Source organism: Streptomyces sp. NPDC002133 (assembly GCF_040296405.1).
In the GTDB taxonomy this organism is placed as follows: domain Bacteria; phylum Actinomycetota; class Actinomycetes; order Streptomycetales; family Streptomycetaceae; genus Streptomyces.
The window spans coordinates 12,487-29,367 of the sequence record NZ_JBEOXF010000066.1; the positions used below are offsets into that span (position 1 = coordinate 12,487).

11 protein-coding genes and 1 riboswitch are annotated in these 16,881 nt (G+C 71.8%); of the genes, 6 read left to right on the forward strand and 5 right to left on the reverse strand.

Annotated features, from left to right (window positions below):
• Nucleotides 1–253: 253 nt before the first annotated feature.
• Nucleotides 254–1,444, reverse strand: a complete 1,191-nt coding sequence (locus tag ABT078_RS36095; RefSeq protein WP_351235478.1) for a C40 family peptidase — start codon at nucleotides 1,442–1,444, stop codon at nucleotides 254–256.
• Nucleotides 1,443–1,606, reverse strand: a riboswitch (cyclic di-AMP (ydaO/yuaA leader). It overlaps the preceding gene by 2 nt.
• A 219-nt stretch (nucleotides 1,607–1,825) precedes the next feature.
• On the opposite strand from ABT078_RS36095, the gene pcrA reads away from it, so the two are divergent.
• Entirely contained in the window at nucleotides 1,826–4,321 is a 2,496-nt protein-coding gene (gene pcrA / locus ABT078_RS36100) for a DNA helicase PcrA (protein WP_351235480.1), read from the forward strand.
• Nucleotides 4,322–4,463: 142 nt separating this feature from the next.
• On the opposite strand, the gene ABT078_RS36105 is transcribed toward pcrA, so the two are convergent.
• Together ABT078_RS36105 and ABT078_RS36110 are read right to left on the reverse strand one after the other, a co-directional pair.
• Complete coding sequence (locus tag ABT078_RS36105) at nucleotides 4,464–6,002, reverse strand: M23 family metallopeptidase (protein WP_351235483.1); 1,539 nt, start codon at nucleotides 6,000–6,002, stop codon at nucleotides 4,464–4,466.
• Nucleotides 6,003–6,230: 228 nt separating this feature from the next.
• Nucleotides 6,231–7,076 (reverse strand): esterase/lipase family protein, encoded by an 846-nt coding sequence (locus ABT078_RS36110; protein WP_351235485.1) that lies wholly within the window; start codon nucleotides 7,074–7,076, stop codon nucleotides 6,231–6,233.
• A gap of 354 nt (nucleotides 7,077–7,430) precedes the next feature.
• Here ABT078_RS36110 and icmB point away from each other — a divergent pair, with 354 nt between their 5' ends.
• A complete protein-coding gene (icmB, locus tag ABT078_RS36115) occupies nucleotides 7,431–7,844 on the forward strand; it encodes a coenzyme B12-dependent isobutyryl CoA mutase small subunit (RefSeq protein ID WP_351235487.1) in 414 nt (137 codons plus the stop codon).
• 412 nt (nucleotides 7,845–8,256) lie between these two features.
• Here the strand turns inward: icmB and ABT078_RS36120 are convergent, their stop codons facing one another.
• Together ABT078_RS36120 and ABT078_RS36125 are read right to left on the reverse strand one after the other, a co-directional pair.
• On the reverse strand, nucleotides 8,257–9,870 hold the full coding sequence (locus ABT078_RS36120) for a DUF5691 domain-containing protein (protein ID WP_351235489.1): 1,614 nt from the start codon (nucleotides 9,868–9,870) through the stop codon (nucleotides 8,257–8,259).
• A 42-nt stretch (nucleotides 9,871–9,912) separates the two neighbouring features.
• Nucleotides 9,913–11,256: an SWIM zinc finger family protein gene (locus ABT078_RS36125; RefSeq protein ID WP_351235491.1), complete on the reverse strand. Its 1,344-nt coding sequence runs from the start codon at nucleotides 11,254–11,256 to the stop codon at nucleotides 9,913–9,915.
• A gap of 133 nt (nucleotides 11,257–11,389) precedes the next feature.
• Between ABT078_RS36125 and ABT078_RS36130 the strand changes: the two genes are divergently transcribed.
• The 4 genes from ABT078_RS36130 to ABT078_RS36145 all read left to right on the forward strand — a co-directional run bounded on the left by ABT078_RS36130 (nucleotide 11,390) and on the right by ABT078_RS36145 (nucleotide 16,829).
• Entirely contained in the window at nucleotides 11,390–11,800 is a 411-nt protein-coding gene (locus ABT078_RS36130; protein WP_351235493.1) for an MmpS family transport accessory protein, read from the forward strand.
• Between the two features lie 123 nt (nucleotides 11,801–11,923).
• On the forward strand, nucleotides 11,924–13,036 hold the full coding sequence (locus tag ABT078_RS36135; RefSeq protein ID WP_351235495.1) for an ATP-binding protein: 1,113 nt from the start codon (nucleotides 11,924–11,926) through the stop codon (nucleotides 13,034–13,036).
• 53 nt (nucleotides 13,037–13,089) lie between these two features.
• Nucleotides 13,090–15,609, forward strand: a complete 2,520-nt coding sequence (locus tag ABT078_RS36140) for a DUF5682 family protein (protein WP_502981482.1) — start codon at nucleotides 13,090–13,092, stop codon at nucleotides 15,607–15,609.
• Nucleotides 15,606–16,829 carry a VWA domain-containing protein gene (locus ABT078_RS36145; protein WP_351235499.1) on the forward strand — a complete coding sequence of 408 codons (1,224 nt, stop codon included), beginning with the start codon at nucleotides 15,606–15,608 and terminating at the stop codon, nucleotides 16,827–16,829. The genes ABT078_RS36140 and ABT078_RS36145 overlap by 4 nt, the downstream gene beginning before the upstream one ends.
• Nucleotides 16,830–16,881 lie beyond the last annotated feature (52 nt).

Consider the following 16,881-nt stretch of genomic DNA (forward strand, 5'->3'; position numbering starts at 1 on the left):
GGGTGGCGGGGCATTGCGACGTTGTGGTCGTGAGTCGGCCGGGGGTCCGGGGGGTGTCCCCGGGGTGGCGGGGCATTGCGACGTTGTGGTCGTGAGTCGGCCGGGGGTCCGGGGGTTGTCCCCGGGGTGGCGGGGCATTGCGACGTTGTGGTCGTGAACCTGGCGTCCGCGTAACCAGTTCGCAAAGACACCTCACGCCGCAACGCGCCCTGTGAACGGGGCGCGTTACGGCGTAAGTGCTAGTGGGTCCGGTCTACGCGGGGCGGACGCTCCCGTAGATCGGCATGTAGTAGATCGACTCCTCACGGACGTTCGCGCCCGGCTTCGGGGCGTGGATCATCATGCCGTCGCCTATGTAGATGCCGACGTGGCTGATGTCGTCGTAGAAGAAGACCAGGTCACCCGGGAGGAGATCGCTCGTGGCCACGCGCTGGCCGACCTTGACCTGGTCCCACGTGGTGCGGGGCAGGTCGACGCCGGCGGCCTTCCAGGCGGCCTGGGTGAGGCCCGAGCAGTCGTACGAGCTGGGGCCGGTCGCCCCCCACACGTACGGCTTCCCGATCTGGGCGCGGGCGAAGGAGAGGACCTCCTCGGCCTTGGCGGCGTAGGTCCCGGTGGAGGTCCCGGTACCCGTCCCCGTCCCCGTCCCCGTCCCCGTGCTCGTTCCCGTGTCCTGGTTCTGTGCCTCCTGCTGCGCGCGCTCCTGTGCCAGGCGCTCGGCCTCGGCCTTGGCTTCCGCCTCGGCCTCCGCCTTGGCCTTCGCCTCCGCCTGGCGGCGGGCCTCCTCCTCGCGCTCTCGCTCCAGCGCCTCGAGCCGTGCCTTCTCCTCGGCCGTCAGCTGTGACAGCAGCGTCCGCGCCTCGGCGAGCTTCTTCTGGACCTGCTCCTTGCTGGTGCGCAGCGACTGCTGGGAAGCGGTGAGCGACTCCAGGCTCGTGGTCGCCTTCGCACGCTGCTTCGCCGCCTCCGCCTGCTGGGCCTCGAAGTCGGCGACGGCGCCGCGCTGCTCGTCGGAGAGCCGGTCCATCAGATGGGTCTGATCGAAGTACGCCTGCGGGCTGTCGGCGAAGAGCAGCGCGGCGGTCGGCGTGACCGCACCGGTCCGGTACTGCGCGGCCGCGTACGAACCGAGCGTGCGGCGGGCCTCGTTCAGCGATTCCGTGCGCTTGGCGACATCGTCGAGGATCGTGTCCACCTCGCGGCGCTGCTGCGCGGTCTCCTCTTTGGCCCGGTTGTACTGCTGGGTCGCGGTGCCCGCCTGCCGGTAGAGGTCGTCGACCTTCTTCTGGACCTCTTCGATGCTGGGTCTCGGGTCGGCCTGAGCACTCTGGGCGGAGAGGAGGGTGACGCCCGCGAGGGCGGCCGTCGTGAACCCTACGGCGGGGGATTTCGTACGGGGACCTGTACGAGTGCGCGTCTTGCGATGCGACGCCAAGGCCGGCATCTCCTTCCGTGGACCGCCTACCGGGTTAGCTGTCGGGTTCGGACGAAACGGAAGGCTGTCCTACGGGCCGAGTTGAGCTGGCCCGATTCACCCCGGTTGTGCATGATGGGTCCCCGGTTCCGAACTTCCTTGAAGAAAGGCCGGATTCGGCGTGGGCTGCCCGATTGGCGTTGGTCACCAAGGGGGTTCGGGCCGCCTGAGCGAGCACGCTAGCCAAACTGTGGTGCCCTTGTGAAGGACGATGCGCGATATGTCCGATACATTTCCGTGACCTTCGCGTGTCGTGGTCGATATGCTACGGAGCGTGCCGGGCCGGATTCGGGACGGTTGTCGTCAAGGCGGCCGCGCGCTGTCAGTGGGGCGGCCTAGACTCGTAGAGCGATGAGCAGCCTCTTTGACGACAGCTTCCTGGCGGACCTCCGGCGCACCTCGGGCCCGCAGGGACCCCCGCCGCCCGGGCACGACGAGCCCTATGAGCCCGACGAGCACGGGCCCCACGAGGAGGTCCCGGACGACCTCTTCGAGGGGAAGTTCGACGTGCCTCCGGCCAGGGACGCCCACTACCGGGACGGAGCGCCCCGCCCCGCCGTGGATCCGGCGGCGCTGCTCGACGGCCTGAACGAGCAGCAGCGCGCCGCCGTCGTGCACACCGGCTCCCCGCTGCTCATCGTGGCCGGCGCCGGCTCCGGCAAGACCAGGGTGCTGACCCACCGGATCGCCCATCTGCTGGGGACCCGCCATGTCCACCCCGGCCAGATACTGGCGATCACGTTCACGAACAAGGCCGCGGGCGAGATGAAGGAGCGCGTCGAACACCTCGTCGGCCCGCGTGCGAACGCGATGTGGGTCTCCACCTTCCACAGCGCCTGCGTGCGCATCCTGCGCCGGGAGAGCAAGAAGCTCGGCTTCACCTCGTCGTTCTCGATCTACGACGCGGCCGACTCCAAGCGGCTCATGTCCCTGGTCTGCCGCGATCTCGACCTCGACCCGAAGCGCTACCCGCCGAAGTCCTTCAGCGCCAAGATCTCGAATCTGAAGAACGAGCTGATCGACGAGGAGACCTTCGCCGACCAGGCCGATGGGGGCACCTCCCAGGCCGGAGGCTCTGGGGGAGGCTTCGAGAAGACGCTCGCCGAGGCCTACCGGATGTACCAGGCGCGGCTGCGCGAGGCCAACGCGCTGGACTTCGACGACATCATCATGACCACGGTCCATCTGCTCCAGGCGTTCCCGGACGTCGCAGAGCACTACCGCCGCCGGTTCCGCCATGTCCTCGTCGACGAGTACCAGGACACCAACCACGCTCAGTACACACTGGTGCGCGAGCTGGTCGGCTCCGGGTACGAGGACCTGGACCCGGCCGAACTGTGCGTCGTGGGCGACGCCGACCAGTCGATCTACGCCTTCCGTGGTGCCACGATCCGTAACATCCTCCAGTTCGAGGAGGACTACCCGGACGCGACGACGATCCTGCTGGAGCAGAACTACCGCTCGTCGCAGACGATCCTCTCCGCCGCCAATGCCGTCATCGAGCGCAACGAGAGCCGTCGCCCCAAGAACCTGTGGACGAACGCGGGAGCCGGAGCGCAGATCACCGGCTATGTGGCGGACACCGAGCACGACGAGGCCCAGTTCGTCGCCGACGAGATCGACCGGCTGACGGACGCGCGCGAAGCGAAGGCCGGCGATGTCGCGGTCTTCTACCGGACGAACGCCCAGTCCCGTGTCTTCGAGGAGATCCTCATCCGCGTCGGCCTGCCCTACAAGGTCGTCGGCGGTGTGCGTTTCTACGAGCGCAAGGAGGTCCGGGACGTCCTGGCCTATCTGCGCGTCCTGGCCAACCCCGAGGACAACGTCCCGCTGCGCCGCATCCTCAACGTTCCGAAGCGCGGCATCGGCGAGCGCGCGGAGGCGATGATCGACGCGCTGGCACTGCGCGAGAAGATCACTTTCCCGCAGGCGCTGCGGCGTGTGGACGAGGCGTACGGCATGGCCGCCCGTTCGGCCAATGCCGTGAAGCGGTTCAACGCGCTGATGGAGGAGCTCGGCACGATCGTCGAGTCGGGCGCGGGACCGGCCACGGTGCTGGAGGCCGTGCTCGAACGGACCGGGTACCTCGCCGAGTTGCAGGCCTCGACCGACCCGCAGGACGAGACGCGCATCGAGAACCTCCAGGAGCTGGCCGCGGTCGCGCTCGAGTTCGAGCAGGAGCGCGGTGCCGAGGAGGGCTCGGGCACCCTCGCCGAGTTCCTTGAGCAGGTAGCGCTCGTCGCCGACTCGGACCAGATCCCGGACGAGGACGAGGAAGGCGCCGGGGTCATCACGCTGATGACGCTGCACACGGCGAAGGGCCTGGAGTTCCCGGTCGTGTTCCTCACGGGTATGGAGGACGGCGTGTTCCCGCACATGCGGGCGCTGGGCCAGACCAAGGAGCTGGAGGAGGAGCGGCGGCTGGCGTACGTGGGCATCACGCGCGCCCGCGAGCGGCTCTACCTGACGCGGTCGTCGATGCGGAGCGCGTGGGGCCAGCCCGCGTACAACCCGCCGTCGCGCTTCCTGGAGGAGATCCCGGACGCGCACCTGCAGTGGAAGCGGACGGGACCGATGGCCGCTCCGGCCGGGCCGACGTCCGGGATCACGTCCTCGCTGTCGTCCTCGCGGTCGCGTTCCGGTCCTTCGGGCTTCGCCACGCGCCGCGCTGCGGACAAGCCGGTGATCGCCCTGGCCGTCGGAGACCGGGTCACGCACGACCAGTTCGGCCTCGGCACGGTGATGGCGGTGACCGGGTCGGGTTCGGACGCGCAGGCGACGATCGACTTCGGGGACGAGAAGCCGAAGCGGCTGCTGCTGCGGTACGCGCCGGTGGAGAAGCTCTAGCGGCGGTAGCCGGGCCCGTGCACCGGGCCCGGCTCGCCCGACGCTGATTCGCCTGATCCTGGCTCGGCTGTTCCCGAGCCGTCCGACCGTGACTCGGCTGTTCCTGAGCCGTCTGATCCTGGCTCGTCGGCCCCGGCCGGTCCTACGTCGGGTTGAGACCGTGGCTGCGCAGCCAGGACAGCGGGTCGATCGCCGATCCCCCGCCCGGCCGGACCTCGAAGTGCAGATGCGGACCGGTGGAGTTGCCCGAGTTCCCCGAGTACGCGATGACGTCGCCTGCCTTGACCGAGCCCGAGCGGATCTTGGTGCTGCTCAGGTGGCAGTACCAGGTCTCCGTACCGTCGGCGGCGGTGACGATGGCCATGTTGCCGTACGCGCTGTTCCACTGGGTGCGTACGGTGCCGTCGGTCGCGGCCATCACGGGCGTTCCGTACGAGACCGGGAAGTCGATGCCGGTGTGCATGGACATCCAGTTGACGCCGGCCTGGCCGTAGTAGGCGCTGAGCCCGTTCTGGCTGACCGGCAGGGCGAACTTGGGGCGCAGCGCCTCGCGGCGAGCTGCCTCGTCCTCGCGTTTCTTGCGCTCCGCCTCCTGGCGCGCCTTCAGGTCGATGCGCTCCTGGGTGCGGCTGGCGCGGTCGCCGAAGTCGCGGGCGTCGGCGCTCAGCGCGGCGAGCTGTGTGTCGAGCTTGTTGTTGACGGCGACGGGCTTGACCGACGACGGATCGGCGGCCGTGACCGCGGTCGTGTCGTCCTTCTTCTCGTCGCCCCCGGTGAGTCCGCTGACGGATGCGGCCGCGACACCGGCGACGCCCATGACACAGACGGAGGGCACGGCAACGGTGAGCATCGCCGAACGCTTCGCGGGGGTGCGGCGACGGCCGCGGCTGCCGCCGGAGCGGCGTACGGGGCGGGCGGCGTCGAGGTTCACGGCCGGGGCGGTGACAGTGGCCGCGGAGGCGACGAGCTCGGCTTCGTTGCTCTCGTCCCCGTAGTTGCCGTATTCGTCACTTGCGTCGGTTACGTCGGTTACGTCGTTTGTGTCGAGTTCGGGCTCGAGTGCGGTCTCGGGTTGGGCGTCGGGGCCGAGTTCGGCGACGTGCTCCTGGGCGGCTGCCGAGTCGGTCCCGAACTCGCCCTCGGGGGAGTACTGCTCCGGCACGACGGCCCGGGCGTGAGCGGTCTCGTCGTAATAGCCACCGCTGTGCTGGGCGTACTCCGTGTGTCCGGGATATTCCGGGGCGTATTCCCCGTAGGCCGCGTACTCGGCCTCCGGCTGGTAGGCCTCCGTGGCCTGCGGCGTGTCGGTGCCGGCCGAGTTCCAGGCGGTGGCGTCGTAGGCCCCGGTGCCGTACGAGGTCGCGCCGTACCCGGCCGCGGGCCACTGGTCGGTCGTGCCGTAGGCGTCGTACGCGAAGGTGGCGGCGGCGGTCTCGAACTGCCCCGTCTGGTTCCAGGCGTTGGCGTCCCACTGGCCGCTGGTGTCGTACTGCTGCTGGTGCCCCTGCGCCGCGTAGGTGTCGTACCCCGTCGTCGCCGACTGCCACTGCGTCGCGTCGTACTGCCCGCTCTGTCCCGCGCCGTAGTCGTAACTGCCCGGAAGGGCGCCGAAGAGCGGGTCGGTGTCGAAGCTGCCGGCGGCGTAGGGGTCGTACCCGGCGTCGGGGTGCTGGTCGTTCACCAACTTCTCTCTCGCCTCGACAGCAGAACCAGGATCCGGGGCCACCCGCAACGGGGTTCCCGAGAACGCAGTGGGCGCGACTGTACCCGGCGGTATGCGACGCCGACAATCTTCCGCAGGTTTTGCGTGAGCGGGAAACGGGCATTCGGCCGTGTTTCGGCGGAGTGTGGGGAGACCTTTGGCCTTACGTTCGAAGATTGTTCGAGATCCGGTCAGTTGCCGGGGCCTTCAGGCGACCGACACCACTCCGGACATTTCGGCATCGGATTCCGACGCCTCGATCGCTTCCCGGATGCTCGCCGCGACGGTGGGGTGCACGGGCAGCGCGAGGTGGCCGACACCGCTCACCCGGACGTTGCGCACGATCAGGTCCGGATGGTCGATACAAGCCCCTTCCAGCGGGACCATCAGTTGGTCGAGATCGCTCCAGAAGCTGACGAACCGCGTCCGGCACCCCGGGGCCGGCAGTCGCAGCTCTTCCAGTACGGCGGAGCCGGGTCGCATCTGCCGCACGATGGGGTGAGCGCTCGCGAGGGGGGCGACGCTGGTGCCCGAGTGCGGTGTTCCGAGCGTGACGAGTGTACGGACGCGCCGGTCGCCGCCGAGCCGCTGGACGTAATAGCGGCCGATGAGGCCGCCGAGGCTGTGCCCGACGATGTCGACCTCGCGATGGCCGGTGCGGGCGCACGTCTCCTCGATGTGGCGGCCGAGCAGCTCGGCGGCTGTCCGTATGTCACAGGTCAACGGTGAGTAGTTGAGCGACTCGACGTGACGCCATCCGTTGCGGGCGAGGGAGCGGCGGAGGAGAACGAAGACCGAGCGGTTGTCGATGAAGCCGTGCAGGAGGACCACGGGGGGACGCCCCGTGCCGGGCAGCGTCGGGGTCTCGGGAGACCGGGCGGGCCGTGGGGTCCGGGAGCGCTCGGCGGAGGCGGGATCCGGGCGGCCCGGGCGCTCCGGGGTCATCCCCGAGGGGTAGAGGAGCAGATGCCCGGCGAGAATCGCCAGCTCCAGGGCGGTGGCCCGGAGCAGTGCGATCGACAGCTGTATCCGCAAGAGCGGCAGGAAACCCATGGCCGACCTCCGAACGGCACACGGGTCGACGGCTCCGTCCCCCGTATGCCCTCATGGGGCTGCCGACGGGCCGTACCGCCGTGCCGCGCGGCTGGCGGCACGGTGGTACGGCGACCGTGTAGCGGCTCCCCTTGCGCTCGTCCCGTCCCTGCTGCGGTGGTGTCGCGTACGACTCGATGCGGCCCGATGCGGGTACGACGCGTAGCGAACATGTCCCACGTGTGATTTCCCCCTCGCTGTCCACCGTGAAACGGCCGGTTGCGGGATGCTGTAGATAACGTTCGTTCACTCCCCGGCCCTATCCGGTGCGGGGGTCCGTGCCGGCGACGGCGCAGTCGGTATGTGGAGGCAGTGATGGGTGTGACCGGTCCGATCCGCGTGGTGGTGGCAAAGCCGGGTCTCGACGGCCACGATCGCGGTGCGAAGGTGATCGCGCGGGCGCTGCGCGACGCCGGCATGGAGGTCATCTACACCGGGCTCCACCAGACCCCCGAGCAGATCGTGGACACCGCCATCCAGGAGGATGCCGACGCGATCGGCCTCTCCATCCTGTCCGGCGCGCACAACACGCTGTTCGTCAAGGTCATCGAGCTCCTGAAGGCACGCGACGCGGAGGACATCAAGGTCTTCGGCGGCGGCATCATTCCTGAAGCGGACATCCCGCCGCTCAAGGAGAAGGGCGTCGCGGAGATCTTCACGCCCGGCGCCACGACGGCGTCGATCGTCGCCTGGGTCAACGCGAACGTCCGCCAGCCGGCGGAGGCGTAACCCCTGCGGGCTGCGTTGTGGTGACCCGCGCCGGGCTGTGCCCTCCGCTGGGTCGTGCCCTCTACGGGGCCGGCTCCTGACGGTCCGCGCCCGGGCTGTTCTCCGGGCGCGGACCGAGGGTGATTCGTGCCCTCCAGAGCTGTGCCCCCAGAGATCGGTCCCCAGCGCTGTTCCCCCAGAGCTCGCCGAGACACTTCCCGGCAGAGTTCTGGGGGAGGAACGACCGCCCGCAATCCAGAGGCACCGGCCGCCGGAGCCGCGCCGGACGGCAACCCACCCGGCGCGGGTCAACCCCGGAGGGGCCCTCGATACCCGATCCGGCACGGGTCAACCGACGGCCCCGGCGGCACCGGCCCGGCACGGGGTCAGCCCGTGGAGGGGGCCGCGCGGCGTGCCGCACGTCCGCCCTCGGTTACGCGTGCATCGTCAGCTCCGCGTGCATCGTCGCGCGCAGGCGCAGCGTGGAGACGAGGCGCTGGAACGCCTCGGACCAGTAGCTCCCCGCCCCCGGCGACGCCCCCTCCGTCTCGTCCGGCGTCGCCGTCAGCAGCTCCAGACGGGACGCCTCCGCGGGATCGAGACAGCGCTCGGCGAGGCCCATCACACCGCTGAAGCTCCAGGGGTAGCTGCCCCCGTCCCGGGCGATGTCGAGCGCGTCGACCACCGCACGGCCGAGCGGCTCTGCCCAGGGGACCGCGCAGACGCCGAGCAGCTGGAACGCCTCCGACAGGCCGTGCGCGGATATGAACGCCGCGACCCACTCCGCCCGTTCCTCCTCCTGCAACGTCGCCAGGAGCTTCGCCCGCTCCGCCAGTGACGACGTCCCCGGTCCGGTCGACGGCGGCGCCGCCGGCGCGCCGAGAAGGGCGCGGGACCACTTCGGGTCCCGCTGCCGCACCGCCGCCCGGCACCACGCCGCATGCAGCTCGTCGCCCCAGCCGTCGGCGACGGGCAGGGCGACGATCGCCTCGGCCGTGCGCCCGCCGAGCCGCTCGGACCATGCGGACAGCGGCGTGGCCTCCACCAGCTGCCCGAGCCACCACGACCGTTCGCCCCGCCCGGACGGCGGCGTGGGCGCGACACCGTCACGCTGCATCTCCGCGTCGCACTCGTGCGGCGCCTCCACGGCGATCCCTTCCCTGCCCTCCGCCCGGTCCAGGCCGACACAGGTGGCCGCCCGTGCGGCCATCCGCGCGGCGAGCGCGGAGTGCGGCAGTGCGGACAGCAGCTCGGCCGCGGTCGCCCGGACATTGCGGCTGCGGTCGGACAGCGCCTGCTCCAGGAAGGGCTCGTCCGCGTCGGACAGTCCTGTCCGCAGCGAGTCCAGGAACATCAGCCGGTCCTCCGCCCGCTCGGTCGGCCAGCTCGCGGTCAGCAGCGCCCGGGCCGCCGCCGGGTCGTGCGCGCGGACCGAGGCGAGCAGGGCGACCCGCTCGGCGAAGAGCCCTTCCTCCCACAGCCGCCGTACGGCGTTCGCGTCCTCGGGGGCCGGCAGCGTCGACCCTCCGAAGCCGCCGCGCAGCGCGAACTTCCAGTCCGCGTTGAGCCGGGCGAGCCACAACCCGCGCGGCCCGGCGAAGCGCAGGGCCAGGGGCCGCAGATCGGTGCGGGCGCGGGCGGCGTCGAGCAGGGCGGGCAACGTGGACGCCGGGGCGCGGTATCCGTGCTCGTTGGCGGCGGCGAGCCATTGCGGCAGCAGCTCCGTGAGGTCGGGTGCCGCGCCGCGCCGGCCGCCGGAGCCCGCGGGCGCGGCGCGGTCGGCCAGCAACTGGGCGAGCCGCCGCCGGGCGGGCTCGGGCAGCGCCGGCCGGGAGTCGTGCGGCGCCGGTTCCGGAAGCGGCCGCGCCGCTGCGGGCCGCAGCCCGGCCCGCCGTCGCACCGTGTGCAGCGCGGCCGCATCCAGCAGTGCGACCGGCGCCTCCGTGCCGGGCGGCACGAGATCGCCGGGCGGGGTCCTGCGGTCGGTGCCGAGAAGGGCCGAGGTGACGAGCTCTTCCCAGGCGGTCGTACGGGTGGTGCTGGTCATCGGGTCGTCCTCCGTCGTACGTCCATGCGCGCGTCCATACGGTCAGGTGAGGGTGACCGTCTCGGGGGTCTCCTCGGACCAGGCGGCCAGCGGCACGAAGCCGCGGTGCCCGAACTCGCCGAAGACGGTGACAGGGCCGCCGCCGGACACGGCGGCGAGCTTCCACAGTCCGGGGCGGGACAGCGCGGCCGGCGCGACCGGCAGCGCGGACTGTCCGTCCGCGTCGGCCAGTTGCCAGCCGTCGTCCGCCGGGACGGCTACGACCCCCGACAGAGTGACGGGCCATGAGTCCAGCCAGGGGTCCTCGCGCAGGGCGGCCCCGTATGCCGCGAGCGCGTCGGCCGTCGAACCGCCCGGCGGCGGCGCCTTGATCGGGACCGGGGCGCCGAACTGCTCGCCCAGGTCCGCCCGCAGCTGCCCCGCGCCCCCGTACGGCACGAGCTCGGCGTCGATCATCAGTCCGGCGGGCAGGGCCAGTTGCGGCGCGCGCCCGGCCGCCCCGAAGGAGAGCAGCAGCGCGGTCCGCCCGGTCTCCCGCCCGTGGAGCCAGGTACGTCGCGTGGTGATCTTGCCGTCGGCCGTGTCGTACTGTGCGAGCACCAGCCAGTCGTCCCTGACCGCGGGCCCCTCCGCGGGCGCGGTCAGGCCGACCCGCGTGCGCACGGTGGCGGCCAGTGGCTCCGGCAGCCGGTCCACCTCCAGCCAGGCCAGGTCGAGGAGGTGCACCAGCGCGCTCTCCTCGAGCAGCCGCACCGGCCAGCCCGGCCCTGAGCCCGGGATGGCCCCCAATTCCCGGACCCGTCCTGCCAGTCCGGGCGCCTGGGCGTCGACCATGCGTGCGGCCGTCTCCTCCCACAGCCCGTACCCGGCCTGCTCCGCCGAAGCCAGGCCTCCGCGCAGCAGATCCGTCAGCCGCTGCTCCAGCTCAGTGGCCCCCGCGGTGATGCGGCCGGCCCTGCGCTCCGCCCTGCGCCTGGCCGCCTCCGGGTCGGCGGTCTTCGCGGACTGCCCCGCGCCCCACTGCTCCTTCTCCGCCGCGCGCTTGCGGCGCCCGGCCAGCCATTCGTCGGCCCAGGCGGGCACTTCGGCGTCCCGGACCGTCTCCTCGTCGCCCGCCCAGAGCAGCAGCAGCCCCAGTGCGTGCTTGCACGGGAACTTCCGGCTCGGGCAACTGCACTTGTACGCAGGGCCGGCCGTGTCCACGATCGTCTGGTACGGCTTGCTGCCGCTGCCCTTGCACAGACCCCAGACGGCGCCCGAGCCGTTGCTGCCCGCGCCCGACCACGGCCCGGCGGAGCCGAGCTTGCTTCCCGCTTTGCGTGACGCGGCGTCAGGAGCCAGAGCCAGCACCTGTTCCGCCGTCCAGCGCACCCCCTGCTGATTCATGGGAACGACCGTACGGGCCACCTCTGACAATGCCTTCTGACCTGCGCATCTGTGGGATTGATAACGACTTGACTTTGCTTATTCTTTGCGATTCGCTGCGCGTGTCAGCCACACGATCCAGGGGGGATCCCGCATGAACCGCACCATCCGCTCCGCCGCCTGCGCCTTTGCCGCCGCAGGGCTCGCTTTCGGCCTCGTCGGCTGCGACGCGGCCGTCGAACAGGTCGACAAGGCCGTGAACGAGACGTACGAGGTGACCTATGAGGTCACGGGCAAGAACATCGACTCGATCGAGTACAACGCCGGCGGCGGCACCGCGACCGAGCCCAAGCTCGAATCGGTGCAGAAGCCCACGCTGCCGTGGAAGAAGACCGTGACGCTGAAGGGCATCGAGGCGCCCACGGTCGTGCCGATCGCGGTGGACCTCGCCGGGGGAGAGGTCGGCTGCAAGATCACGTACAAGGGCAAGGTCATCAAGGAGGAGTCCGGCGCCGGCGTCGCGGCCGCGACCGGGTGCATCGCCCTGTCCCCGATCGTCGAGTAAGTCCGCCCCGTCACAGTCGACTTCGGCCTCGCTTCACGGCACCGGCCTGCGGAAACAGTCGATTGTCAGTGGCATGGTGCACGGTGGGAACCACATCCGGTCGATCGATCTGGAGGGGGATCCATGACCGTGCCCGAAACCAGTGCAGACACCGGCACCGAGGCCCTGCGGCCGCATGCCGAGGACGCCTTCGCCGACGAACTCAAGGCGCTGGCCGTGGCCGACGACCGGCCGCGGCCGGCCCGCTGGCGGCTCTCGCCGTGGGCCGTGGCCACGTATCTCCTCGGCGGCACGCTGCCCGACGGGACGGTGATCACGCCGAAGTACGTGGGACCCCGCAGGATCGTCGAGGTCGCCGTCACAACGCTCGCCACCGACCGCGCGCTGCTCCTGCTCGGCGTGCCCGGCACCGCGAAGACGTGGGTGTCCGAGCATCTGGCGGCCGCCGTCAGCGGAGACTCCACCCTGCTCGTGCAGGGCACGGCGGGCACGCCCGAGGAGGCCATCCGGTACGGGTGGAACTACGCGCAGCTGCTCGCCCACGGGCCGAGCCGTGACGCACTCGTGCCCAGCCCCGTCATGCGCGCGATGTCCGAGGGGATGACCGCGCGCGTCGAGGAGCTCACCCGCATTCCGGCGGACGTGCAGGACACGCTCATCACGATCCTGTCGGAGAAGACCCTGCCGATCCCCGAGCTCGGCCAGGAGGTGCAGGCGGTCCGCGGCTTCAACCTCATCGCGACGGCGAACGACCGCGACCGGGGGGTCAACGACCTGTCGAGCGCGCTGCGCCGCCGGTTCAACACGGTGGTGCTGCCGCTGCCCGCGACCGCGGATGCGGAGGTCGACATCGTGTCGCGGCGTGTCGACCAGTTGGGGCGCTCGCTCGACCTGCCCGCCGCGCCCGAGGGCGTCGACGAGATCCGGCGTGTGGTCACGGTCTTCCGTGAGCTGCGCGACGGCGTCACGACCGACGGCCGTACGAAGCTCAAGTCGCCCTCGGGGACGCTCTCCACGGCCGAGGCGATCTCGGTCGTCACGAGCGGCCTCGCCCTCGCGGCCCACTTCGGCGACGGCGTGCTGCGCCCGGGCGATGTGGCGGCGGGCATCCTCGGCGCGGTCGTCCGCGACCCGGCTGCAGACCGTGTCATCTGGCAGGAGTACCTGGAAACGGTGGTGCGGGAGCGGGACGGCTGGAAGGACTTCTACCGCGCCTGCCGCGAGGTGAGCGCATGACGGCGGCGGTCATGGCTGCGACGCCCGGGTCCAGGGCTGCGATGTCCGGCGCCATGGCCGGGCTCCGCGGCACGGCCGCGGCGCCGGGAGCCCTGCGGTCCGCCGTGGAGGCTTCGGTCCCCGCTGAGGTCCCGCCAGGGTTGACGGCTTCAGCGGGCCCCCGCGCCGCCGGGCCCGACGAGTCCGGGATCCGGCCGGACGGGAGCGCCCCGCATTCCGTCGCCGCTCCGGCCGTGGAAAGGGCGTGGCCCGGCGTAGGGCCGCTGGTGCTCGGGGTGCGGCATCACGGGCCCGGGTCGGCGCGGGCGGTGCGGGCAGCGCTCGACGCGGCGGAGCCCCGGGCGGTGCTGATCGAAGGACCGCCCGAGGGGGACGCCCTGCTGCCGCTCGCCGCGGACGAGGGGATGGTCCCGCCGGTCGCGCTGCTCGCGCACGCCGTGGACGACCCCGGCAGGGCGGCGTTCTGGCCGATGGCGGAGTTCTCGCCGGAGTGGGTCGCGATCCGCTGGGCGCTGGCGCACGACGTGCCCGTACGGTTCATCGACCTGCCCGCCACACATTCCCTGGCGGCAGCCTCCGACCCCACGTGGGGCGACGAGGAAGACGAGGCGCACCCCGGCGGAGGCGGGCCGGCGCTGCGGGTCGATCCGATCGCGGTGCTCGCCGAGACCGCCGGTTACGACGATCCGGAGCGCTGGTGGGAGGACGTGATCGAGCATCGCGGCGCCACGGCACCTGCCGACCCGCTCACGCCCTTCGCCGTGCTCGGCGAGGCCATGGCCGCACTGCGCGAGGCGTACGGACACGGCGGGCACGACCGCGATCTCGTGCGCGAGGCCCATATGCGGATCCGACTGCGGGCCGCGCGCAAGGAGTTCGGGGACGAGATCGCCGTCGTCTGCGGCGCCTGGCACGTCCCCGCGCTGACCGGGCAGGCCGGGAAGCCGACGGTCACCGCCGACCGCGCCCTGCTCAAAGGCCTGCCCAAGGTCAAGACCGAGACGACCTGGGTGCCCTGGACGCACCGCAGGCTCTCCCGTCGCAGCGGTTACGGCGCGGGAATCGACTCGCCCGGCTGGTACGCACATCTGTTCAGCGCCCCCGACCGCCCCGTGGAGCGCTGGATGACCAAGGTCGCGGGACTACTCAGGGACGAGGACCGGATCGTCTCGCCGGCCCATGTCATCGAGGCGGTACGACTCGCCGAGACACTCGCCGCGATGCGCGCGCGGCCGCTCGCCGGACTGAGCGAGACCACCGACGCGATCCGGGCCGTCATGTGCGACGGCTCCGACGTGCCGCTCGGGCTGATCCAGGACAGGCTGATCACCGGCGATGTGCTCGGCGAAGTGCCCGAGGCCGCCCCGGCCGTCCCGCTGCAGCGCGACCTGACCCGCCTCCAGCGCACCCTGCGGCTGAAACCGGAGCTGCTGGAGCGCGAGTTGGAGCTGGATCTGCGCAAGGAGACCGACGCCTCGCGCAGTCGGCTGCTTCACCGGTTGCGGCTCCTCGGCGTCGGCTGGGGCACCCCGGCGGCGGGGCGCGGCTCGACCGGCACGTTCCGGGAGACCTGGCGGCTGCGCTGGGAGCCCGAGCTGCACGTCAAGGTCGCCGAGGCGGGGGTGTGGGGCACCACCGTGCTCTCGGCCGCCACCGCGAAGGCCGAGTCCGAGAGCGCGTCGGCGACCGCCCTCGCCGAGGTGACGGCCCTCGCCGAGCGGTGTCTCCTGGCCGAACTGCCCGATGCGCTTCCCGTGGTGATGAAGGCCCTCGCGGACCGCGCGGCCCTCGACGCGGACGTCGGCCACCTCGCCCAGGCGCTGCCCGCCCTCGCCCGCTCCCTGCGGTACGGGGACGTGCGGGCCACGGACACCGCCGCGCTCGGCGAGGTGGCGGCCGGGCTGGCCGAGCGGATCTGCGTCGGCCTGCCGCCCGCCTGCACGGGGCTCGACGCGGACGGCGCCGCCGAGATGCGAGGCCATCTCGACGGCGTCCACACGGCGATAGGCCTCCTCCCCGGAGCCGGAGCCGGAGCCGGAGTCGAGGCCGAGGCCGGGGAGCTGGGAGGGCGCTGGTCGGCCGTGCTGCGCAAGCTCGCCGCGCGGGACACCGTGCCCGGGGTGATACGGGGGCGCTCGGCCCGGTTGCTGCTGGACGACGGACGACTCACCGAGGACGAGGCCGCGCGGCTCATGGGCCTCGCGCTCTCGCCCGGCACTCCGCCCGCCGACGCCGCGGCCTGGATCGAGGGCTTCGTCGGTGGCGCGTCCGGAGGAGGCATGCTCCTCGTTCACGACGAGCGCCTGCTCGGGCTCGTCGACGCCTGGTTGACGTCGGTGCCGGCGGACGCGTTCACGGACGTACTGCCGCTGCTGCGGCGCACGTTCTCGGCGTACGAGCCCGGTGTCCGCCGCACCTTGGGCGAGTTGGTGCGGCGCGGCCCTGCCGGAGCGGGGGACGCGCCGGCGCCGGGGGAGGCCGGCATGCCCGGATTCGGGGCCGGACTCGACGAGGAGCGGGCCGAAGCGGTCCTGCCCGTACTGCGGCTGATCCTGGAAAGGGACCTCGTATGACAACGGCCGACACGGTGGTGGGCGCGGCAACGGACACGGCTGTCGATGCGGCGGCCGGCAGGGCGGCGGACAGCGCACCCGACGAGCGGCTGCGGCGCTGGCGGCTCGTGCTCGGTGGGGGAGGAGCGGACGGGACCGGCTGCACCCTGACCGGGACGGACGCCGCGATGGACGGCGCGCTCGGCGCGCTCTACGGCACGGGGAGCGGCAAGGAGCGCGGGAGCGGCAGGCGTTCGGGGGGCCTCGAAGGGTCCGCGCCGAATGTGGCGCGCTGGCTCGGCGACATCCGGACGTACTTCCCCAGCTCGGTCGTCCAGGTCATGCAGCGCGACGCGATCGACCGTCTCGGCCTCAGCACCCTGCTGCTGGAGCCGGAGATGCTGGAGGCCGTCGAGGCGGACGTCCACCTCGTCGGGACACTCCTCTCGCTCAACAAAGCGATGCCCGAGACGACGAAGGAGACGGCGCGGGCGGTCGTCCGGAAGGTCGTCGAGGACCTGGAGAAGCGGCTGGCGTCCCGCACCCGCGCGACCCTCACCGGCGCGCTCGACCGCAGCGCCCGCATCAGCCGGCCCCGTCACCGGGACATCGACTGGGACCGCACGATCCGGGCCAACCTGAAGAACTATCTCCCCGAGTTCAACACCGTCGTGCCCGAGCGGCTCATCGGTTACGGCCGCGCCTCGCAGGCGGTGAAGAAGGACGTCGTCCTGTGCATCGACCAGTCCGGGTCGATGGCGGCGTCGGTGGTGTACGCGTCCGTGTTCGGCGCGGTGCTCGCCTCGATGCGGTCGATCGCGACCCGGCTCGTCGTCTTCGACACCTCGGTCGTCGATCTGACGGACCAGCTGGACGACCCGGTGGACGTCCTGTTCGGCACTCAGCTCGGCGGCGGTACGGACATCAACCGGGCCCTCGCGTACTGCCAGTCGCAGATCACCCGGCCCGCCGACACCGTCGTCGTACTGATCAGCGACCTCTACGAAGGCGGCATACGGGACGAGATGCTCAAGCGCGTCGCGGCGATGAAGGCGTCGGGCGTGCAGTTCGTCGCCCTGCTCGCGCTCTCCGACGAGGGGGCACCGGCGTACGACCGCGAGCATGCGGCGGCACTGGCCGCGCTGGGGGCACCGGCGTTCGCCTGCACGCCCGACCTGTTCCCGGAGGTCATGGCAGCGGCGATTGAGAAGCGTCCGCTGCCCGTGCCGGCCGTCGACTGAGGTGTCGGCCGTCGGCTGAGGCGCCGGGCCCGGGTGAGACGAGCAGGCGGCG